This window comes from Arthrobacter sp. Helios (genome assembly GCF_023167125.1).
Classification (GTDB): Bacteria; Actinomycetota; Actinomycetes; order Actinomycetales; family Micrococcaceae; genus Arthrobacter_B; species Arthrobacter_B luteolus.
Genome location: NZ_CP095402.1, coordinates 3,637,426 through 3,658,021 on the forward strand (window position 1 = coordinate 3,637,426; position 20,596 = coordinate 3,658,021).

The 20,596-nt window shown below is 66.3% G+C and carries 18 protein-coding genes; 11 read left to right on the top strand and 7 right to left on the bottom strand.

What is annotated here, in order from left to right:
- Window positions 1-50 precede the first annotated feature (50 nt).
- Window positions 51-1,412: a M1 family metallopeptidase gene (locus ArtHe_RS16740; RefSeq protein ID WP_248317987.1), complete on the top strand. Its 1,362-nt coding sequence runs from the start codon at window positions 51-53 to the stop codon at window positions 1,410-1,412.
- A gap of 155 nt (window positions 1,413-1,567) precedes the next feature.
- Here ArtHe_RS16740 and ArtHe_RS16745 read toward each other — a convergent pair whose 3' ends face one another.
- From ArtHe_RS16745 to aceA, 3 genes are all read right to left on the bottom strand, one after another.
- A complete protein-coding gene (locus tag ArtHe_RS16745; protein WP_248317988.1) occupies window positions 1,568-3,031 on the bottom strand; it encodes an amino acid permease in 1,464 nt (487 codons plus the stop codon).
- 156 nt (window positions 3,032-3,187) lie between these two features.
- Window positions 3,188-4,819, bottom strand: coding sequence for a malate synthase A (gene aceB / locus ArtHe_RS16750; RefSeq protein WP_248317990.1), 1,632 nt, complete (start codon window positions 4,817-4,819; stop codon window positions 3,188-3,190).
- 89 nt (window positions 4,820-4,908) lie between these two features.
- Window positions 4,909-6,216: an isocitrate lyase gene (aceA, locus tag ArtHe_RS16755; RefSeq protein ID WP_248317991.1), complete on the bottom strand. Its 1,308-nt coding sequence runs from the start codon at window positions 6,214-6,216 to the stop codon at window positions 4,909-4,911.
- Between aceA and ArtHe_RS16760 the strand changes: the two genes are divergently transcribed.
- Window positions 6,215-7,858, top strand: a complete 1,644-nt coding sequence (locus tag ArtHe_RS16760) for a helix-turn-helix transcriptional regulator (RefSeq protein ID WP_248317992.1) — start codon at window positions 6,215-6,217, stop codon at window positions 7,856-7,858. The genes aceA and ArtHe_RS16760 overlap by 2 nt on opposite strands.
- Window positions 7,859-7,885: 27 nt before the next feature.
- Here the strand turns inward: ArtHe_RS16760 and map are convergent, their stop codons facing one another.
- The gene (map, locus tag ArtHe_RS16765) at window positions 7,886-8,659 is read right to left on the bottom strand and encodes a type I methionyl aminopeptidase (RefSeq protein ID WP_248317993.1); all 774 of its coding nucleotides are present in this window, start codon (window positions 8,657-8,659) and stop codon (window positions 7,886-7,888) included.
- A gap of 63 nt (window positions 8,660-8,722) precedes the next feature.
- Between map and ArtHe_RS16770 the strand changes: the two genes are divergently transcribed.
- The 9 genes from ArtHe_RS16770 to ArtHe_RS16810 all read left to right on the top strand — a co-directional run bounded on the left by ArtHe_RS16770 (window position 8,723) and on the right by ArtHe_RS16810 (window position 17,345).
- A complete protein-coding gene (locus ArtHe_RS16770) occupies window positions 8,723-9,025 on the top strand; it encodes a helix-turn-helix transcriptional regulator (RefSeq protein WP_248317994.1) in 303 nt (100 codons plus the stop codon).
- 80 nt (window positions 9,026-9,105) lie between these two features.
- Window positions 9,106-9,990: a DNA-formamidopyrimidine glycosylase family protein gene (locus tag ArtHe_RS16775; protein WP_248317995.1), complete on the top strand. Its 885-nt coding sequence runs from the start codon at window positions 9,106-9,108 to the stop codon at window positions 9,988-9,990.
- 117 nt (window positions 9,991-10,107) lie between these two features.
- Window positions 10,108-11,127, top strand: a complete 1,020-nt coding sequence (locus ArtHe_RS16780) for a VOC family protein (RefSeq protein ID WP_248317996.1) — start codon at window positions 10,108-10,110, stop codon at window positions 11,125-11,127.
- Window positions 11,128-11,130: 3 nt separating this feature from the next.
- On the top strand, window positions 11,131-12,111 hold the full coding sequence (locus ArtHe_RS16785; protein WP_248317997.1) for a fumarylacetoacetate hydrolase family protein: 981 nt from the start codon (window positions 11,131-11,133) through the stop codon (window positions 12,109-12,111).
- 68 nt (window positions 12,112-12,179) lie between these two features.
- Entirely contained in the window at window positions 12,180-13,121 is a 942-nt protein-coding gene (locus ArtHe_RS16790; RefSeq protein WP_248319833.1) for a cyclase family protein, read from the top strand.
- A gap of 32 nt (window positions 13,122-13,153) precedes the next feature.
- Window positions 13,154-14,281, top strand: coding sequence for an FAD-dependent monooxygenase (locus ArtHe_RS16795; protein ID WP_248317999.1), 1,128 nt, complete (start codon window positions 13,154-13,156; stop codon window positions 14,279-14,281).
- Window positions 14,278-15,522: an amidohydrolase family protein gene (locus tag ArtHe_RS16800; RefSeq protein WP_248318000.1), complete on the top strand. Its 1,245-nt coding sequence runs from the start codon at window positions 14,278-14,280 to the stop codon at window positions 15,520-15,522. The genes ArtHe_RS16795 and ArtHe_RS16800 overlap by 4 nt, the downstream gene beginning before the upstream one ends.
- 21 nt (window positions 15,523-15,543) lie before the next feature.
- A complete protein-coding gene (locus ArtHe_RS16805) occupies window positions 15,544-16,581 on the top strand; it encodes a fumarylacetoacetate hydrolase family protein (protein WP_248318001.1) in 1,038 nt (345 codons plus the stop codon).
- Between the two features lie 5 nt (window positions 16,582-16,586).
- Complete coding sequence (locus ArtHe_RS16810) at window positions 16,587-17,345, top strand: SDR family oxidoreductase (RefSeq protein ID WP_248318002.1); 759 nt, start codon at window positions 16,587-16,589, stop codon at window positions 17,343-17,345.
- Window positions 17,346-17,428: 83 nt separating this feature from the next.
- On the opposite strand, the gene ArtHe_RS16815 is transcribed toward ArtHe_RS16810, so the two are convergent.
- Genes ArtHe_RS16815 through ArtHe_RS16825 form a run of 3 tightly spaced genes read right to left on the bottom strand, consistent with a single transcriptional unit; the run spans window position 17,429 to window position 20,572 of the window.
- Window positions 17,429-18,715, bottom strand: coding sequence for an MFS transporter (locus tag ArtHe_RS16815; protein WP_248318003.1), 1,287 nt, complete (start codon window positions 18,713-18,715; stop codon window positions 17,429-17,431).
- A 35-nt stretch (window positions 18,716-18,750) separates the two neighbouring features.
- Entirely contained in the window at window positions 18,751-19,560 is an 810-nt protein-coding gene (locus ArtHe_RS16820; protein ID WP_248318004.1) for an SDR family NAD(P)-dependent oxidoreductase, read from the bottom strand.
- A gap of 49 nt (window positions 19,561-19,609) precedes the next feature.
- On the bottom strand, window positions 19,610-20,572 hold the full coding sequence (locus ArtHe_RS16825) for a LysR family transcriptional regulator (protein ID WP_248318005.1): 963 nt from the start codon (window positions 20,570-20,572) through the stop codon (window positions 19,610-19,612).
- Window positions 20,573-20,596: the final 24 nt, after the last annotated feature.

Consider the following 20,596-nt stretch of genomic DNA (forward strand, 5'->3'; position numbering starts at 1 on the left):
GCCGCTCCTACGGCTGACAAAACCGGGACATGATGGCAGGATCAGGCCGCATGCACGCCGCCGATCCGTCCTTCGCAAACTTCCAGCAAGCGCAGTCCCCTTCCAACGGCTATTCCGCCGGCCATGGCCACTGCGAATATGCGGTCTCCCGGTATGGACTAACGCTGGACTACTCAGTGACCGCCAACCTTCTCACCGGGACAGCTGATCTGGAGCTGGTGGCACTGGAGCCCCTGACCGGCGTCGTTCTGGACCTCCAATCTGAGCTGGCGGTCAGCCAGGTGGAAGCCGGCGGGCTGCAGCTTCCGTTCGCTCAGGGCCGGCAGCATCTGCGGATTACCCTGCCGGGGCAGCTGCCGGCGGGCGCCGCCTTTTCCCTGCAGATCCGCTACGCCGGGTTTCCCCAGCCACTGGACGGACCGTGGGGGAGCATCGGGTGGGAGGAACTGACCGACGGCGCACTGGCGGCCGGCCAGCCGGCCGGCGCACCCACCTGGTTTCCCTGCAACGATCACCCAGCGGACAAGGCTTCCTACCGGTTCTTGGTGACGGTGGAGGAGGAGTACCGGGTGGTCGCCAACGGTGCGTGCAGCGGCCAAACGGCGGAAGCAGGCCGGCGCACCTGGGTCTTCGAGCAGCCTGAGCCCATGGCGGCGTACCTCGCCACGGTGCAGATCGGCAGATATGAACAGGTACGGCTGGGGGCGCCGGGCCCGGAACAGGCGCCGGCCGCACCGGTGCAGCTGTTGGCCGCGCCGGCGCGGCTGCTGGCCAAGGCGCGGGCAGCTTTGATGGAGCAGGACCGGATCTTCGCGGCCTTTGAAAACTGGTTCGGTCCGTACCCCTTTGGCAGCTACACGGTGGTGGTGACGGAGGACAAACTGGAGATCCCGCTCGAAGCGCAGACCATCACCGTCCTCGGCCGGAATCACCTGGGCAGGAAATCCCGCCGGCTGCTGGCCCACGAACTGGCCCACCAATGGTTTGGCAACTCGGTCACCGCTTCGGAATGGCAGGACATCTGGCTTCACGAAGGATTCGCCACCTACGCGGAATGGCTGTGGTCTGAAGCCGCCGGACGGGAAACAGCCAACGAGCTGGGACAGGAAGCCTGGCACTGGCTCTCGCACCGGCCGGAGAATCTCTGCCTGGTTTCACCGGGGCCGGAGCGGATGTTCGATGACCGCTTGTACATCCGCGGCGGCCTGGCCCTGCACGCGCTGCGGCGGGTGGCTCCGGACAGCCTGTTCTTCGGCCTCCTGCGGACCTGGACCGCTCAGTTCCGGCACCGCAATGCCTCGACCGCCGACTTCCTGGAACTGGCAGGCCGGATCTATGCCGGCACCGGAATCGATCCCGCTGCGGTGCTGGAACCGTGGCTGGTGGACACGGCGCTGCCGCCCTGTCCCTGAGGGAGGGCTGGTCTGCCTGCCGGCAGGCCCGTTTACCCCGCAGGCGAACCATGGCATGATCCGGTAATGAAAATCAGCAGGCAGGTAGTAGTTTTTGATGCCCCGGACCTCGACGCGGATCCCGCCGGGCACCCGTTCTGTCTCTGCTGGGGCGGCTAGGGCCGCACCTCCGCCGCCTGGGTGCCGGCGTCCTCCGTGCCCGTTCGGGAAGCTCCGGTGGGGTCCAAACCGGTCTCATCGTCCAGGACGGCAGGTTCCCGCCCTGCTCCGCGGACCCACATCCGGTACGCGGCAAAGAGCAGGATAATCCAGACCACGCCCACAATCAGGGCGATCCTGGTCTCCGGCATGATGCCGAGCAGCACCACGATGAAGCCCATAAAGGCCAGGGCCGCGTAGGACGCCACCGGCCAGAACGGCACCCCGAACTCCGACGCCGGAAGACCGCGGCGCTTGATCTCGCGTTTCATGGCGATGTGGGACAGCAGGATCATCAGCCAGACCCAAACGGTCGCGAAGGTGGCGATGGAGGCGATCACCAGGAACAGCGACTCGGGCAGCACGGCATTAAGCACCACACCAACGAGCAGGACGGCGGCCATCACCAGGACTGTCATCCAGGGCACGCCGTGCCGGGAGATCCGCGCGAATCCCGCCGGTGCCTGGCCCTGCCTGGCCAGGGCGAACATCATCCGGCCCGCACCGAAAGTATCTGAGTTGATGGCCGACAGTGCCGCGGTGATCACCACCGCGTTGAGGATGTGCGCGGCCGCCGGAATGCCCAGGGCATCGAAGATCTGCACGAAGGGGCTGGTCTCGCCGTTGATCTGCTCCCACGGGAAGATCATCATCAGGACGGACAGGGCACCGACGTAGAAGAGCAGGATGCGCACCGGCACGGTGTTCACGGCGGCGGGAATGGCCTTCTTCGGGTTATCCGCCTCTCCGGCGGTAATCCCGATGGTCTCAATGCCGCCGAAGGCGAACATCACCACGGAGAAGGAGGCCAGCACGCCCCAGAATCCGTTGGCGAAGAAGCCTCCGGATCCCAGCAGGGTGTCCAGTCCCGGATCCGCGGCGTCCGGCAGCCCGAAGCCGAAGATGATGATCGCGGCGCCGCCGGCGATCATGGCGATGATCGCCGCGACCTTGATGATCGAGAGCCAGAACTCGGTCTCGCCGAACACCTTCACCCGCATCAGGTTCAAGGCGGCGATTAACAGCACGACGGCGAGAATCCAGATCCAGCGTGGAACGTCCGGGAACCAGAAGCCCATGTAGATGCCGAAGGCCGTGACATCGGCGATGGCGACGATGGCCATTTCGAACGCAAACGTCCACCCGGTGATGAATCCGGCGAACGGACCAAGGTAGCGGTTGGCGTACTGGCTGAAGGACCCGGAAACCGGATGCCGCACGGCCATCTCTCCGAGCGCCCGCATCACCAGGAAAACAGCTGCTCCACCGATGATGTAGGCGAGCAGCACAGCGGGGCCGGCCGCCTGGATGGCTGCGGCGGAACCGTAAAAGAGGCCCGTGCCGATGGCCGAGCCAAGTGCCATAAAACGGATGTGCCGGACGTTCAGCCCGCGGGCCAAAGCCTGGGCGAAGGAAGACATGCAAGAACACCTTGGGAGTGGAGGAGGCGCCGCAATGACGGCGCGTCCATTCTACGCCTTGCCCCGCCCCGGCCCTGATGACGCTGGACACAGCAGCGCCCAAAAAAGAGGTGGGGCTGGACGCCTGTGCGTCCAGCCCCACCCTCTGCCTGCCTGCTAAGCCGCAGCCGGTTCGCGGGATTCGTGCAGGAACCGGGCGTAGGCCGGAACGGTCAGGAAGGTGGGAAAGTGTTCGCCGCAGGCGACTTCCTCGAACAGCTCCAGGGCGTCGTCGAACCGGTCGCCGTCGAAGCGCTCCAGGCGGCCGAATTCTTCCTCCAACAGTTCCTGCACCCAGCCCGGGGTGACAATTTCTCCGTCGCTGGTGACGGCTGAGGAATGGATCCACTGCCAGATCTGCGAACGGGAGATTTCGGCCGTGGCGGCGTCTTCCATCAGGTTGTTGATCGCCGCTGCGCCGTTGCCGCGCAGCCAGGATTCGATGTAGCGGACGCCGACCTCGATGTTGCTGCGGATGCCCGCTTCGGTGATCATGCCCGGGGTGGCAGCGATGTTCAGCAGTTCCTTGTCGTTCGGGATCACGTCCTCACGCAGCCGCTCCAGCTGGTTCGGGCGCTCGCCGAGGACTCCGTCGAACACCTCCAGGGCCACCGGCACCAGGTCCGGGTGCGCCACCCAGGAGCCGTCAAAACCGTCGCCGGCTTCACGGGTCTTGTCCGCGCGCACCCGCTCCAGCGCGACGTCGTTCGCTGCCTTGTCTTTGCGGTTTGGGATGAAGGCGGCCATGCCGCCGATCGCGTGGGCGCCGCGGCGGTGGCAGGCCCGCACCAGCTGCTCGGTGTAGGAGCGCATGAACGGGGCCGTCATGGTCACCAGGTTGCGGTCCGGGAGGATGAAGCGCGGGCCGCGGGTGCGGAAGTTCTTGATCACGGAGAAGATGTAGTCCCAGCGCCCGGCGTTCAGTCCGGCGGCGTGGTCGCGCAGTTCGTAGAGGATCTCCTCCATCTCGAACGCGGCGGTGATCGTCTCGATCAGCACGGTGGCGCGGATGGTGCCCTGCGGGATGCCGAGCAGGTCCTGGGCCAGGATGAAGATGTCATTCCAGAGCCGGGCCTCGAGATGGTTCTCGATCTTTGGCAGGTAGAAGTACGGGCCGCGGCCTTCGGCGATGAGCCGGTGCGCGTTGTGGAAGAAGTACAGGCCGAAGTCCACGATCCCGCCGGCGATCGGGGTGTTGTTCACCAGCATGTGCTTCTCCGGGAGGTGCCACCCGCGCGGCCGCACCACAATGGTGGGCAGCTCCGTCAGCCGCGTACCGTTGACCTGGTATTCCTTGCCCTCGGGGGAGGTGAAGGACAACCGGTAGTCCAGGGCGTCGCGCAGGTTGAGCTGGCCGTTGATCACGTTGGACCACGACGGCGTGGAGGAGTCCTCCATGTCCGCCAGCCACACCTTGGCACCGGAGTTCAGTGCGTTGATGCTCATCTTCCGGTCCACCGGACCGGTGATTTCCACTCGGCGGTCTTCCAATCCCGGGGCGGTTGGAGCCACACGCCAGGAGTCATCCTCGCGGATGTGCCGGGTTTCGGCCAGGAACGCCGGGTCGGCACCGTTGGAGATCTGCTGCCGGCGGGCCTGGCGCTCCTGGAGCAGTTCCTGGCGGCGGGTATGCGTGGCCTGGTGCAGCGCCTTAACGAAGTCCAGGGCCTGCGGGGTGAGGATTTCCTCCTGGCGCCTGACCGGCGCTGCAGTGAGTGAAATGCCGTTCAGGGTGATGGGGTCGTTCATGGCGGGCTCCTTGGCGTGTTTCGGGTGGTGCTGGGTCCCTGACTCCCTCCCGGCGCGCTGGCCGGGAGGGAGTCAGGGGGTGATGTTTTTTAGTGGAACTGGGCGGTTTCGGTTGAGCCGGCCAGTGCCAGGGTGCTGCCCTCGGGGTTCAGGGCAGTGGCGATGGCGTCGAAGTAGCCGGTGCCGACTTCGCGCTGGTGCTTGGTGGCGGTGTAGCCGCGGTTTTCGGAACCGAATTCCTTCTCCTGCAGCTCCACGTAGGCGCTCATGCCGTTGCGGGCGTAGCCGTGGGCAAGGTCGAACATGGAGTAGTTCAGGGCGTGGAAGCCGGCGAGGGTGATGAACTGGAACTTGAAGCCCATGGCGCCGAGTTCACGCTGGAACTTGGCGATGGTGTCGTCGTCCAGGTGCTTCTTCCAGTTGAACGACGGCGAGCAGTTGTAGGCGAGCATCTGGTCCGGGAACTCGGAACGGACGGCTTCGGAGAACTTCCGGGCCAGCTCCAGGTCCGGGGTGCCGGTCTCCATCCAGATCAGGTCGGAGTACGGGGCGTAGGCCTTGGCCCGGGCGATGCAGGGTTCGATGCCGTTGCGGACCTTGTAGAAACCTTCCGCCGTGCGCTCGCCGGTGATGAATTCCTGGTCTCGCTCGTCGACGTCGGAAGTAATCAGGGTGGCCGCTTCGGCGTCGGTGCGGGCGATTACCACGGTGGGTGTGCCGGCGACGTCCGCTGCCAGGCGGGCGGCGTTCAGGGTGCGGATGTGCTGGCTGGTGGGGATGAGCACCTTGCCGCCGAGGTGGCCGCACTTCTTTTCCGAGGCGAGCTGGTCTTCCCAGTGCACGCCCGAGGCACCGGCCTGAATCATGGACTTCATCAGTTCGTAGGCGTTCAGCGGGCCGCCGAATCCGGCCTCGGCGTCGGCCACGATCGGCACCAGGTAGTCGTCCACAGTCTGGATGCCCTCGGCGAATTCGATCTGGTCCGCGCGGAGCAGGGCGTTGTTGATGCGGCGGACCACCGTGGGAACGGAGTTGGCCGGGTAGAGCGACTGGTCCGGGTAGGTGTGGCCGGAGTTGTTCGCATCGGCTGCCACCTGCCAGCCGGAGAGGTAGATGGCCTTCAGCCCGGCCTTGACCTGCTGCACGGCCTGGTTACCGGTGAGGGCGCCGAGGGCATTGGTGTAACCCTCATCGCCGGCGTTGCGCACCTGGTCCCACAGCTTCTCTGCGCCGCGGCGGGCCAACGTGTGCTCCTCCTGGACGCGGCCCCGGAGCTTGACGACGTCCTCGGCGGTGTAATCGCGCTCGATGCCGTCCCAGCGTGAATCAGTGGCCCATTCCTGGGTCAACTGCTCAGCGGTGCGTGCTGTGCTTGCGGGGCTGTGTTCCTGCGTCATGGCCGTTGATCTCCTCGGTTGCGGTGCGAGCCGGCTGCTGAAAGCCGGCGTTTCCTTGCTGTGGGATCAACCCTCCGGCAATAACAACCCCCTTTCTAGGGGTTTTCTATGGAAAGAAACGCAGTTCTTCGCTTATTGTGAAATTGTGACCAGTGCAACATGGAACCGGCCCTCTCCTGCCGGCATATCGGACGACGACGGCGCTGCAGGCTCCGCACTCGACGTCATCAGCCTGGGCCGCCGGGTACGCCACCTGCGCAAGGGAAAAGGGATGACGCTCGATGATCTGGGCGCCGCCGTCGGGACCGTGGCCTCACAGCTTTCACTGATTGAAAACGGCAAGCGGGAGCCGAAACTGGGGCTGCTGCAGTCCCTGGCCAAGGCGCTGGACGTGAGCATCGACCAACTGCTGGGATCCGAGCCGCCCAGCCGCCGGGCGGCCCTGGAAATCGAACTGGAACGGGCGCAGCGCGGGCCGCTGTACCAGTCCCTGGGCCTGCCGAAGGTTCGCGTTTCTTCGCGCCTGCCGCTCGATGTGCTCGAATCCTTGGTGGGCCTGCAGTCCGAACTGGAGCGCCGGCTCAACGAACAGGTAGCCACGCCGGAGGAGGCCCGGCGGGCAAACGGGGAGCTGCGGGCCATGATGCGCGAGCGGGACAACTACTTCCCGGAGTACGAGCAGGCGGCGCAGCAGGTCCTGGACTCCGTGGGGCATACCAACGGTCCGCTCTCCCAGCACGTGATTGCGGACATCGCCGCCCACCTGGGCTTCAGCCTGCACCACGTCTCCGACCTGCCGCACTCCACCCGCTCCGTCACGGACCTGAAGAACAAGCGGATCTACCTCACCCAGTCACAGCGCTCCGAGCACGATCCCCGCTCGGTGCTGCTGCAGGCGCTGGGGCATTTTGTGCTGGATCACCAGACGCCGCGCAGCTACGGCGAGTTCCTCAGCCAGCGGGTGGCGACCAACTACTTTGCCGCCGCGCTGCTGCTGCCGGAAAAGGCCACGGTGGAGTTCCTGCAGCGGGCCAAGGCCGCGAAGGAAATCGCCGTCGAGGACATCCGTGACGCGTTCGCCGTGTCCTATGAGACGGCGGCGCACCGGTTCACCAACCTGGCCACCCGGCACCTGGACATCCGGACGCACTTCCAGAAGGTGCACGAAAGCGGCATTGTCTACAAAGCCTATGAGAACGACGGCGTGACGTTCCCGTCCGACCACACCGGCGCCATTGAGGGCCAGCCGATCTGCCGGTACTGGACCAGCCGCGAAGTGTTCTCGGTGCCGGATAAGTTCAGTGCCTACAACCAGTACACGGACACCCCGGCCGGCACGTTCTGGTGCACGGCACGGACCGAGCGCAGCTCCGGCGGGCTGTTCTCGCTGAGCATTGGAGTGCCGTACGCGCATGTGAAATGGTTCCGCGGCCGGGACACCACCGAGCGGTCCAAGTCCCGCTGCCCGGATCCGGACTGCTGCCGCACACCGCCGCAGGAACTGGCCTCGGAATGGTCGGGCATGGCCTGGCCGAGCGCCCGGGCGCACTCGCACCTGCTCGCGGCCCTGCCACCAGGCGCGTTCCCGGGCGTGGATGAGACCGAGGTGTATTCGTTCCTGCAGGCGCACGCGGGGGACTGAACCGGCCCAAAATCTTCCGGAGCGTTCTTACCTGGAGGGCAGCGTGAGGATCTCCGCACCGTCCTCCGTGATGGCAATGGTGTGCTCGCTGTGCGCGCTCCGGGCACCCGTGGCGCTGCGGAGCGTCCATCCGTCCGGGTCCATGGCGAGTGTGGCGGTGTCGGCCATGACCCACGGTTCCAGGGCGAGCAGGAGTCCCGGGCGCAGTTCGTAGCCCCGGCCGGGACGTCCCGTGTTTGGCACGTGGGGGTCCTGGTGCATGGTGGAGCCGATGCCGTGGCCGCCGAACTCGGTGTTGATCGGGTAGCCCGCCTCGCTGAGGACCGAGCCGATGGCGTAGGAGAGATCGCCGATGCGGGCTCCGGGTTTTGCAGCGGCGATACCGGCGGCGAGGGCACGTTCGGTCGCGCTGATCATCGCGGTGCTCTCCGCCGGCTCTGAATCTCCCACGATGAAGCTGATGGCAGAGTCGGCCGCGAGGCCGCCCTTCAGGACCGCGAGGTCCAGGGACAGCAGGTCGCCGTCGGCCAGCGTGTAGTCGTGGGGCAGTCCGTGGAGCACGGCGTCGTTCACCGCTGTGCAGATGTAGTGGCCGAAGGGTCCGCGGCCGAAGGACGGCTCGTAGTCGACGTAGCAGGAGGTGGCGCCGGCGTCGTGGATCATCTCTTTGGCCCAGCGGTCGATATCCAGGAGATTGGTCCCGACCACCGCCCGCTGCTTCAGGGACTGCAGGATGTCAGCAACCAGGGCGCCGGTCTTGCGGGCCTTGGCTACTTCGGCTGGATTCAGGATTTCAATCATGCGCTCTCTTCCGCGTTGGGCCAATAACTATACCGGCCATATTATCCCGGTATGATGGGCGTCATGGTCAGACTGCCGCTTACAGCAGAAGAGGTCCAGCGCGGACAGCGTTTGGGGGCTCTGCTGCGCCGTGCCAGAGGCAGCCGCACGATGCTCGAAACTGCCCTCGACGCGGGTATCTCCCCGGAAACGCTGCGGAAGATCGAATCCGGCCGTGTGGCGACGCCGTCCTTCCCGTCAATTGCGGCGCTCGCCGACGTCCTGGGCCTTTCCCTCGACGCGGTGTGGGCCGAAGTGCGCCAGCCTGAAAACGGTGCCGAACCGGCGGACTCCGGTGTGCTGGTCCGCGGGATGCTGGCTTCCTAGGGCAAAGGGACGCCCCGGGCAAGGGGCCGGGCGGGCCGGGTTCCTGTCTGGATTCGCGCCGCAGCGTTTAGGGTGTAGCCATGCCTGAGATGCCCGAAGTGCAGGGACTCGCTGATTTCCTGCGGACCAAGCTCATCCCGGACGACGCCCCGCCCGCGGTCATATCCGACGTCGAGGTGCTGTCCTTCTCGGTTCTGAAGACCGCCGAGGTGCCGCTGGATGCCTTGACGGACGGGCCGGTGACCGGCGTCGAACGCCGCGGCAAATTCCTGATCATCACCGCCGGGGGAGTGCATCTGGTGATACACCTCGCCAAGGCCGGCTGGCTGCGCTGGTCAGATGCGCTGAAGCCCGGGCGGCTGCGTCCCGGCAAGGGCAGGATGGCGCTGCGGGTCCGGTTCGCGCCTGATCCGGACGGAAACGAGCCGGGCTTTGATCTCACCGAGGCCGGCACCAAAAAATCCCTGGCGGTCTACCTGGTCCGGGACCTTGCTGAGGTTCCCGGCATCGCACAGCTGGGACCGGAAGCGTTCGACGTCGACTATGAGACGTTCGCCGGACTGGTCGCCTCGCACCGTGCCCAGATCAAGGGCCTGCTGCGGGACCAGTCGGTGATTGCGGGCATCGGCAACGCCTACAGCGACGAAATCCTGCATGCCGCTCACCTCTCACCGTTCGCGAACGCTGCCAAACTCAAGCCGGAGGAAGTGCAGCGGCTGTACCAGGCGATGCGGGCCGTGCTGGAATCGGCCATGGCCAATGCCAGTGGACGGCCGGCGGTCGAGCTCAAGGACTCCAAGCGCCGGGCGATGCAGGTCCACGCCCGGACCGGCGAGCCCTGCCCTGTCTGCGGCGACACCGTCCGGGAGGTGTCCTTTGCCGACTCCTCGCTGCAGTACTGTCCCACCTGCCAGACCAACGGGAAGCTGCTCGCGGACCGCAGGATGTCGAAGCTGCTGAAATAGCCTCGATATCAACCACGCGAATACCTGGCATCAAAAAATACGCCTTCCTCGAATAGGTGACACAGGCCACAGTTGGATCAGATCAACTTGGCACCTATTCGAAGGCGAGCATTCCCCGTGGAAAAACTCCTCTCCCACCTGGCACATCTGGAAATCACCAGCCCCGACGTCGAAGCCTCCACCCGTTTCTACGTGGAGAAGTTCGGCATGCGGCTGGTCGACTCGATTGACGGCGCGTCCTATCTACGCTGCTGGGGCGACCACTACCGCTACAGCCTGGTGGTCCGCCACGGCGAGGAACCGACGCTGGCGAACATGGCCTGGCGCACAGCGTCGGCGGAAGCACTCGACGCCGCGGCGGCAGGCATCGAAGCTGCCGGTGTCCAGGGTGAATGGATCCCCGGCGGGCACGCCCACGGCAAGGCCTACCAGTTCACCGGCCCCTACGGACACCCGATGAAACTGTTCTATGAAGTGGACAAGTATGCGGCGGAGCCGGGATTCGAGTCGGTCTACCCGGACCGGCCCGAGCGCCGCAGCAGCCATGCAGCAGCACCGCGCTTCCTGGACCACGTCACCGTGGCCACCAGCGACGTCCGCGGATTCGCCGATTGGTACCACCGGGCCCTGGGCTTCCGCATTATGGCCTTCACCGATCTGGACGAAGCTCCCATCACGGTCTTCTCCGTGCTCACCACCAACGAGAAGTCACACGACCTCGGCGTTGTCCTGGACACCTCGGACCGGGCCGGCCGCGTCAACCACATCGCTTTCTGGGTCGATACCCACGAAGACCTGCTGCGCACCGCGGACGTGATGATGGAAAACGGCACCCCGATGGAATACGGACCCTCCATCCACGGCATCGGCGAGCAGAACTTCCTGTACTTCCGCGAACCCAGTGCCCTGCGGGTGGAGCTGAACTCCGGCGGATACCGCAACTACGTGCCGGACTGGGAAGCCAAGACCTGGAAGCCGTCGGAAGGCTCCAACAACTTCTACCGCAACGGAGCCATGCCGCATTCCATGACCGAATCCTTCCCACCCGCGGAAGGCTTCACCGCCACAGAGGAAGGTGCCTCGGAGGAAATGAAGCAGGCGCTGCTCAACCCGTACGCAGAGCAGGGCCGGGGCTAACCGATGACCTACTCACTGATTACCTTCGCCGACCCCGCCACGGGAGACGCCCGGACCGGACTGGAATCCAACGGCCGCGTCCTGCCACTGACAGCGGACAACCTGGACCTGCCGGAGAGCGCGCCGGTCACCCTGGATAGCCTTATTGGGCACTGGGACAAGGCTGAGGCACAGCTGGACCAGCTCGCGGAACAATCCACAGGGACCGCCGCGCCGGACTGGCTCGACCTCGCGGAACTGAAGGTACTGGTCCCGCTGCGGCCGCGGCAGATCATCCAGGCCGGAGCCAACTACCGCAAGCACGTGATTGACCTGGCCGTGGCACACCGCGACGGCGAAGGAACCGACGATGAAATCCGCGAACGGACCGCCGCGATGATGGATAAGCGGGCCGCCGAGGGCACGCCGTACTTCTTCATCGGCCTGCCGACCGCAATGGCCTCCGCCACCGAGGACCTGGTCCTCCCGGCCTACAGCAAGACCCACGACTGGGAACTGGAAGTCGCCGCCGTCATCGGCAAGCGGGCCTTCCGCGTGACACCGGAGGAAGCGCTCGACCACGTCTTCGGCTACACCATGGTCAACGACATCACCACCCGGGAATTCGTCTTCCGCAAGGACATGCCGGCCATCGGCAGCGACTGGTACCGGGCCAAGAACGCACCGGGTTTCCTCCCGACCGGGCCGCTGGTGCTGCCGGCGAAGTTCGTCGAGAATCCGCAGGACCTGATGGTCACGCTCCGGCTCAACGGCGACATCATGCAGGAGGAATCGACGTCGGACATGATCTTCACCGTGGCCCAGCTGGTGTCCCATGCCTCCGCGCAGATGCCGCTGCTGCCCGGTGACCTGATCCTGACCGGAAGCCCGTCCGGTAACGGCGCGCACTGGGGCCGGATGCTCCGCGATGGCGACGTGATGGAAGGCCAGATCACCGGACTGGGAACACAGCTGATCCACTGCCAGGACGAGGTGGCTCCGTGACCGATGTCCAGGACCAGTCCGGCGAGGTGGTTATCCGCCGAGGGGACACCTTGGCCAGCATTGAAGCCATGGCCGCGGCCCACAACAACTGGGGCCGCTGGGGCGCGGACGATGTGCTGGGGACGCTGAACTTCATCGACGAGGCGAAGCGGGTCGAGGCCGCCCGGCTGGTCCGCACCGGCCAGACCTTCTCCCTCTCCCAGCCCTTCGACACGAACGGGCCGCAAAAGGGCTGGCGGCGCCGCACCAATCCTGTGCACACCATGACCGATACCGGCACGGACGCGGAGTTCGGCGACCAGGGCTTCCCGCACGGCATCGGCGGTGCGGACGACGTCATTGCGATGCCGCTGCAGTGCTCCACCCAGTGGGACGGACTCGGCCACATTTTCGACCGCGGCAAGGCCTGGAACGGCCGCCGCGCCGGCCAGGTGGTGACCAGCGAGGGCGACCAGGTCACCGGCATCCAGACCGCGGCGTCGCGGATCGTTACCAGGGGTGTGCTGCTCGACGTTGGGCGCGCGCTGGGGCCGGAACTCGGATACAACAACGGCGAGCTGCCGGACGGGTTCGCGGTCACCGCGGAACACCTCGAGGCCACGATTCAGAAGCAGGGGGCCAGCTCCGCGGTCCGCCGCGGGGACGTCATAGTGCTGCGCACCGGTCAGTATGCCCGTACGCTGCGGGAAGGCTGGGGCGACTATGCCGGCGGAGCTGCACCCGGGCTCTCCTTCACCACCGCACCCTGGCTGCACCGCAGCGAAATCGCCGGGATCGCGACCGACACGTGGGGCTTCGAAGTCCGGCCGAACGAATTCGACGTCGCGTTCCAGCCGCTGCACCAGATCGCCATCCCGAACCTGGGTCTGTTCCTCGGGGAAATGTGGGATCCGGAAGGACTCGCAGCGTCCTGCGCCGCCGATGGACAGTACGACTTTCTGCTGACCGCCGCACCGCTGCCCATCACCGGCGCAGTGGGATCGCCGGTCAACCCGATCGCCGTCAAGTAAATCGCCAGACTGAAAACAAAGGAGTTTGCACCATGGCAGCTGTGAACACGGTAGGCATTGTTGGTTCGGGAGCGGCGGGGTTAACTGCGGCAGCACTGCTGGCCGACGCCGGCATCGACGTGGAAATCCTGGAAAAGGCCGACGGGCCGTCCCCGCTGGGCTCCGGCATCACCCTGCAGGGGAACGCGCTGCGGATTTTCCGGCAACTCGGTATCTGGGACGAGATCGCGGCCAAAGGGTTCGCCTTCAGCGAGTTGGGCCTGCGCGCCCCGGATCCGGCCGGAACGGTTCTGGCCGTCATGGATGATGCCCGCACCGGCGGTGAGGACCTGCCCGCGACGCTGGGCATGTACCGCCCGGATCTGGCCGACGCGCTCCGGCGCCGCGCTGTGGAGGCGGGCGCCCGGATCAGTTACGGCCGGACGGTTAAGGGTGTGGACCAGGACAGCGGGTCGGTCACCGTCATCACCGACGACGGCGAGCGGCTCAGCTATGACCTGCTGATCGGCGCGGACGGACTGCACTCGGTGGTGCGTACCGCGATCGGGATCGATGTTGCGCCGGAGCCTACCGGAATGGGCATCTGGCGGGCGTTCGTGGAACGGCCCGCCGAGGTGGTCCGCACGGACCTGACGTATGGCGGCCCCTGTTTCATTGCAGGCTACTGTCCGACCGGTCAGGACACCATGTATGCGTACCTGGTGGAAAATGCCCAGGACCGCAGCGTGGAAGACGGCCCGCAAATCATGGCCGGCCTCGCCGCCGCCTACGGTGGGCCGTGGAAGGAGATCCAGGCCAGCCTGGACCACAGCGCCCGGGTCAACTACACCCGGTTCACCAAGCACTTTGTGGATGGTCCGTGGAACCGCGGCCGGGCCGTGATCATTGGCGACGCCGCCCACAGCTGCCCTCCCACCATCGCCCAGGGGGCGGCCATGGCCGTTGAAGACGGTGCCGTGCTCGCGGAACTGCTGGTGGGGCGCGGGCAGCTGGATGACGCCCTCTGGGACGAGTTCACCGAACGCCGGATGGAGCGCGCCCGGACCGTCGTCGAAAGCTCTGTCCAGCTGGGCCAATGGATGCTGGATGGGCAGATCCGGAACGCCGATGTGCCAGGCCTCATGGGCAGGGTCGCCGCCACCGTGAGCTCTCCCGCATGAGCGATCCCCAGTTTTCGTCCGTACAGCCTGCGTCCGCAGCATCCGCGTCCGTGCAATCGGCAGCCGCACAGTCCGTGTCCCCTCAATCCGCAGCCAGTCAATCCACCGCCCCGGGCGCCGTCGTCGACGTCCATGCCCACGTACTGCTGCCCGCGCTGGCGCAGTTCGTGGCGGCGTCCGCTCCGGCGGACTTTGCCGCCGCTCAGCAACTGGATGCCCGGCGGCAGGGACCCGAATCTCTGACGAACTCCGGTGCCATGATCAAAGAACGCTGGCCGCAGCTGGTGGATCTGTCCCGCAGGCTCGCGGATATGGACGCCGCCGGTGTCGACGTTCAGCTGGTCTCGCCGTCGCCGTCGCACTATTACTACTTCGCCGGGCAGGAGTTGGCTGCGGATATTGCCCGCCACGCCAATACCGCGGTGCAGGGGCTGGTTGCCGCCGCTCCCGGACGGCTGGCCGGGCTGGGACTGGTTCCGCTGCAGCACCCGGAGCTGATGGTGGCTGCGCTGGAGCATGCGGTGCAGGACTGCGGGCTGCTCGGCGTGGAACTCGGTTCCTACGCCCCGGGTGAAGGTTCCGGCAGCGACGCCGGGACGGTCTCCGGTCCGAACGCCGGGACGGTCTCCGGTCCGAACGCCGGGACGGTCTCCGGTCCGAACGCCGGGACGGTGGAACTGTCCGATCCGCGGCTCGAACCGTTCTGGGCGCGGGCTGAAGAACTCGGGGCGCTCGTCTTCCTGCATCCCTTCGGCTGCTCGCTGGACGAACGGCTGGACCGGTTCTACCTTTCCAATACCGTGGCCCAGCCCGCCGAAAACGCCGTCGCGCTCTCCCATCTGATTTTCGCCGGGGTCCTGGACCGGCATCCCGGCCTCAAACTGATTGCCGCCCACGGCGGCGGCTACCTGCCCACCACGCTGGGGCGTTCCGACCGGGCCTGGAAGGTCCGGCCGGAGGCACGCGGGTGCGCCGCACCGCCGTCGTCCTATCTTCGGAAAATCTGGTTCGATTCGCTCATCCACAGCCCGTCCGAACTCCGGGCGCTGGCTGAGGCTGCCGGGGCGGACCGGGTTCTGCTTGGCTCCGACTACCCGTTCGACATGGGTTCGGAAGACCCGGTGGGTGAAGTCCGCGCAGCCGGCCTCACCGGCCAGGACGAGCAGCTGATCCTCGCCGGCAACGCCGCAGCCCTGGGCATCAGTGCCGGGCTGTCGGCTGAACACATCCCGGTTCCCTAAGCCGGGCAGGAAAGGAAAACGATGGTCAAGATTGCACGATGGAACGACGACGGCGAGGTCCGCTCCGGCTTTATCCACGCGGACCACGCATACCCGCTTCCCGCCGGGATGACCACCAACGACCTGCTGGCGGCAGGCCTGGAGGAAACCCTGCGGATTGCCGGGCAGATACTTCCGGGTCCGGCCGCGGGCGGCGGGGATACGGGCACGGACGACAGCGCACCCAGGCCGCTGTCCGGCGTCGTGCTGCTGGCACCGCTGGTGCCCGCCACGGTCCGCGACTTTGTGGCATTCGAAGAACATGTGGAGGGAATGCGGATCAGCATCGACGGTGCCGCCGGCGTTGTGGAGGAGTGGTACCAGGCACCCACGTTCTACTTCACCAACCCACACACCATCCGGGCCACGGGCGAGGAAATCCCAATCCCGGCCGGCTGCAGCCAGCTCGACTTCGAGACCGAAGTCGCCGCTGTCATCGGCCAGGTTCCGGGCAGCTCCGGCAGCGACCTCACCGCCGAGGAAGCCCACCGGCACATCTTCGGCTACACCGTTTTCAACGACTGGTCCGCCCGCGACCTGCAGCGCCGCGAAATGAAGGTCAGCCTGGGTCCGTGCAAGGGCAAGGACTTCGCCGGCACCCTGGGCCCGTGGATCGTGACCGCTGACGAATTCGCGGACCGCCACGACGCCGAGGGCTTCCTGGGCCTGCGGATGAGTGTGGAGGTCAACGGGGAGCGCATAGGGGAGGACCTGCTCTCCAACATGGGCTGGCCGTTCGCCGAGCTGGTGGCCTACGCCTCGCAGGACTCACGTGTGGTCCCGGGCGACGTGCTGGGCTCCGGCACCTGCGGCAGCGGCTGCCTGGCCGAGCTGTGGGGGCGCAACGGTGCGCAGACCCCGCCGCCGCTGAAGACCGGTGACACCGTGACCATGCACGTGGAGGGGATCGGGGCCATCACTAACACCGTGGGTGCCCGCCGCGAGGCCCAGACCCTGGTGAGGGCCCGCCCCCGGCCGCAGCTGCGGCGGGACTACGGCGCAGTGGTGGGCGGGGCCTGAGCCGCTTGGGCAGCAACCCATTCGCCCTGGAAGGCCGGGTAGTCGTGGTCACCGGTGCGGCGCAGGGCCAGGGTGCAGCGGCCGCGGGGATGCTGCACGCTTACGGGGCCCAGGTGGTGGCTGTGGACCTGGCCGGGGAACCTGCTCCGGAGCTCAGCGGGCTGGACTACCACCAGCTGGACGTGGCCGATGAAGCCGGGTGGGCTGCGCTCGCCGGGCACCTCCGCGGGCAGTATGGCCGGGTGGACGGCCTGGTCAATAATGCCGGTATCACCGAACGAAAGCGGCTGGGCGAACTCTCCGCGGCCGACCTGCACCGGGTCTACGACGTCAACGTGGCCGGCGCCCTGCTGGGAATCCAGTCCCTGGCGCCGCTGATGGAAGCCGGCGGCTCAATCGTTAATGTCGGGTCCGCCGCCGGACTGACCGCCCACTATCCGCTGGCTTACACCGCCAGCAAATGGGCGCTGCGCGGGCTGTCCAAGGTAGCAGCAGGGGAGCTCGGGCCGCGCGGCGTCCGCGTCAACATGGTTCACCCCGGCTTCATCGAAACGCCCATGACGGCCAGCGCCAAACCGGCCTTCCGGGAAGCGAACCTGGCCGAAACCCCACTGGGCCGCACCGGGCAGCCCGAAGAGGTGGCCAGCGTGGTCGCTTTCCTGCTCAGCCCGCTCTCCTCCTACGTCACCGGCGCTGAGATCCCGGTCGACGGCGGCCAGACCTCCCACGGCGGCGCCAAGTCCATCTCCGACGCGCTGCGCTGATTGCTGCTGCCGGAGCCCGGTTGGATCTCGAGAGAACTAAGTGGGGCCCTTTCCTCACGGAAGGGCCCCCCTTAGTTCGCAGCCTATGACTCAGTGGACACGGCCACCTGATCATCGAACCCGGCGCCGCCCGCCGGGACGCGGTCGAACCGGGGCAGCGTCAGCAGCACTGCTGAGCCGAGCACCAGGAAAGCCGCTGCAATGATCAGGGGAGTGTTGTAGGACTTCTGCGCGTCGAACAGGTATCCAGCCGCGACCGGGCCGAAGGCGCTGCCGATCATGAAGGCACTGTAGACGTAGCTGTAGAGCGCGCCGAAGTCCCGCTGGCCGAAGTAACGGGAACTGAGACAGGACATCAAATCGATCTCCGCGCCGAAGCCGATGCCAATCAGCACAGCCGTCAGCGGAGCGAATTCCGCCCCGCCCAGAAGCAGCAGCAGGCAGCCGGCGGCAGCTGTCAGGAACAGCGGGACGGCAACGTACGTGGCATAGAACCGATCGAGGAGCCAACCGACAATCGGCCGGCCGATGACTGTTCCAACACCGATAAGTGAGGACAGCAGCGCTGCTTGAACCGGTTCGATGCCGTTGTCGATGAGCATCGGCACGAAGTGGGGAACCATGGTCAGCAGCGCCCAGCCGAGGACGAAAAACGCGGCGATCAGGGTCCAGAATTCGCGGTTGCGCACCGCTTGGCCACGGGTAAGCCCTGGCAGGTGCCCCAGCTGGGAAGCGGGCGCAGGCCCGTTGGAGCTCTCTTCGGGACGTGGGAACCTGACGACAGCCAGGATGAGCAGCGGTGCGAGAGCTAGAACACTCATGGTGAGGTAGGCGCCGCGCCATCCGTAAGTGGCGATCACCGTTCCCATGAGCGGCGGCAGCAGCAGTCCCGCCGCCCCGAGCCCGGTGGCCATAATGCCCAATGCCAGTCCGCGGTGATTATGGAAGCGTTCCACTACGGCCTTGGAATAGGTGACGGCTGAGGTGCCGACGCCGATGATTCCGGCCAGCGCATACAGGGTCAGGAAGAGAAGCAGCGTCGAGTCGAACCGGCTGAGCACGAACAGCACGGCGGCGAAAAGGGGCAGCGAGATCCACGCAACCCGCCGAACGCCATAGCGGTCCAGAAGGCGGCCCAGCAGCGGCAGGGCAGCAGCCATCCCCAACGAGCTCCACAGGCTGGTCTGGGTGATTTCTCCACGGCCCCAGCCAAATTCTTCCTGCAGTGGGACCACGAGGGGGCCGAGGATATAACCGAGGCAGCTGAACCCGACGCCAGCCCCCACGGTAGCGAACAGCAGAGCCGGCCAGCCGGTAGTAAATTCGTGTCTGTTAGGTGCCGTATTTGCGCGTGAGAGCACTGGTTTCATCGTTGAAACCTTTCTTTTGGAGGGATATTCCCGGCTCAGCCGGGCAGCACTGCTGACCAGCCGCCGTCGACCATCAGATTGGCGCCGGTGACGTAGGAGGCTTCGTCCGATGCGAGGAACAGCGCACACCTGGCAACTTCGTCCGGGGCACCGATGCGGCCCAGGGGGATATGCTCGGCGATCCTGTTCATGGGGTGGTCCGGAGCGAGCAGGTCCCCCTCGGTGGCGGGAGTGCGGATCATACCGGGGCTGACAGTGTTGACCCGGATGCCGAGCGGGGCGCCTTCCGCCGCGAGCTGCCTGGTCATGGCGACAACGGCGCCCTTGGCAGCGGTGTGAGCCAGGCGGCCGTTGGTCACCGATCCGGTGACGCCCGCAGTGGAGCCGACCAGGACAATCGCCGCGTTGCCGGCCGCCGCCAGCTGCCGCCAGAAGTACTTCACCGGCAGGAAGACCACATCCATCTCGTGCGCGACGTTCCACTGCCAGTCGGAGAACGTGAGGTCTTCGACCGGCGCGAACCGGGTGGCGGCTGCATTGGCATACAGAATGTCCAGGGACGGGTGCTCTGCTGCCGTCCCGGCGGCCCAGGCGGCCACAGCCTGTTCGCTGGTGAGGTCCAAGGGATGCGTGCTGCTCATCCGGCCGCCTGCCTGGCGCACCTGCCTGACGGTCTCTTCGGCGCCGTCGACGTCAACGTCGCAGCCGATGACGGTGGCACCTTCCGCCGCGAAAGCCAGAGCAGCAGCGCGCCCCTGTCCGCTGCCGGTACCGGTGATAATGGCGGTCTTGCCGGCCAGACGGCCGGAAGGTTCCGGTCCGCCCGAACGCGAGGAATCGGTCATGTGCTGAACAATGCCAGCTGCCGGGCATCCGAAGAATGCCGTTTTTGATCTACCGGGTATCGACGCCGTCGATAGTCGCCTGGCGGATGACGGTGTCGCTCTCGAGGTTCTCGTGCAGCTGGGCACAGGCCCGCTGAACCACCGAGCGAAGCCACAGATTGGCTGGATCTTCGGTGCGGCTGGGATGCCAGAACATCGCCTCGACCAGCACAGGTTCGGATTCCACCGGAAACTCGACGAGGGTGATGCTGGCTCCCCGCTGCGCCTTCAGCGCCAGCATCTTGGGAACCAGTGCAACCAGGTCCGTGCCCTCGACCAGCAGCGGCAGCGCCAGGAGCCCGGAGACGTGGGCAGCGACCTTGCGTTCGACCCCCTGGACCTCCCAGAAGAGATCCGCCGGAGTCTTGATGGATTCGCCGAAGTAGCCCACGGCGTGCGGCAGCCTGCCCAGCTCCGCGGCGGGCAGCGGATTCCGGCCCAGGACCGGATTGCCGGAATCCACGACCGCCACAAAGCTGTCCCGGAAAACGGCTTTTTTGTCCCCGGGGAATGAGTACCCGGTGGGACCCACAATCAGGTCCCAGCGGGTGAAATCCGACTGGTCCACCCGCACCATCGATGTGGGGATGATGTCCACACTCACTCCGGGCGCCTCGAGCTGCAGGACGCGGCGCAGCGGTTCAGCAATCATGGCCGCCACGTAGTCCGAAGCCGCGATGACGAATTCCCGGTCGCTGGTTGCCGGATCAAACCGGCTCCGGATTCCGGTCACCCGATCCAGGCTCAGCAGCGCCTCATCCACCAGCGGAACCAGGTCCTGGGCCAGCGGCGTCAGCTCGTAGTGCCTGCCGGCCCGGACCAGCAGCTCGTCGTCGAAATACCGGCGCAACCGGGAGAGTGCGGCACTGGTAGCCGGCTGGCTGAGCTGCAGATGTTCCGCGGTCCGGGAAACATTGCGTAGCCGCAGCAGGATCTGAAGCGTCGGCAGCAGATTCAGATCGATGGACTTCATGGCAGCCAGCTTAGGCGAGCTTGG

Coding starts and splice junctions, on each gene's coding strand:
- ArtHe_RS16740 (WP_248317987.1), top strand. CDS start 51: ATGCACGCCGCCGATCCGTCCTTCGCAAACTTCCAGCAAGCGCAGTCC.
- ArtHe_RS16770 (WP_248317994.1), top strand. CDS start 8,723: ATGGTCAGACTGCCGCTTACAGCAGAAGAGGTCCAGCGCGGACAGCGT.
- ArtHe_RS16805 (WP_248318001.1), top strand. CDS start 15,544: ATGGTCAAGATTGCACGATGGAACGACGACGGCGAGGTCCGCTCCGGC.
- map (WP_248317993.1), bottom strand. CDS start 8,659: ATGATTGAAATCCTGAATCCAGCCGAAGTAGCCAAGGCCCGCAAGACC.
- ArtHe_RS16790 (WP_248319833.1), top strand. CDS start 12,180: ATGGCCGCGGCCCACAACAACTGGGGCCGCTGGGGCGCGGACGATGTG.
- aceB (WP_248317990.1), bottom strand. CDS start 4,819: ATGAACGACCCCATCACCCTGAACGGCATTTCACTCACTGCAGCGCCG.
- ArtHe_RS16785 (WP_248317997.1), top strand. CDS start 11,131: ATGACCTACTCACTGATTACCTTCGCCGACCCCGCCACGGGAGACGCC.
- aceA (WP_248317991.1), bottom strand. CDS start 6,216: ATGACGCAGGAACACAGCCCCGCAAGCACAGCACGCACCGCTGAGCAG.
- ArtHe_RS16760 (WP_248317992.1), top strand. CDS start 6,215: ATGGCCGTTGATCTCCTCGGTTGCGGTGCGAGCCGGCTGCTGAAAGCC.
- ArtHe_RS16795 (WP_248317999.1), top strand. CDS start 13,154: ATGGCAGCTGTGAACACGGTAGGCATTGTTGGTTCGGGAGCGGCGGGG.
- ArtHe_RS16745 (WP_248317988.1), bottom strand. CDS start 3,031: ATGTCTTCCTTCGCCCAGGCTTTGGCCCGCGGGCTGAACGTCCGGCAC.
- ArtHe_RS16815 (WP_248318003.1), bottom strand. CDS start 18,715: ATGAAACCAGTGCTCTCACGCGCAAATACGGCACCTAACAGACACGAA.
- ArtHe_RS16775 (WP_248317995.1), top strand. CDS start 9,106: ATGCCTGAGATGCCCGAAGTGCAGGGACTCGCTGATTTCCTGCGGACC.
- ArtHe_RS16800 (WP_248318000.1), top strand. CDS start 14,278: ATGAGCGATCCCCAGTTTTCGTCCGTACAGCCTGCGTCCGCAGCATCC.
- ArtHe_RS16820 (WP_248318004.1), bottom strand. CDS start 19,560: ATGACCGATTCCTCGCGTTCGGGCGGACCGGAACCTTCCGGCCGTCTG.
- ArtHe_RS16825 (WP_248318005.1), bottom strand. CDS start 20,572: ATGAAGTCCATCGATCTGAATCTGCTGCCGACGCTTCAGATCCTGCTG.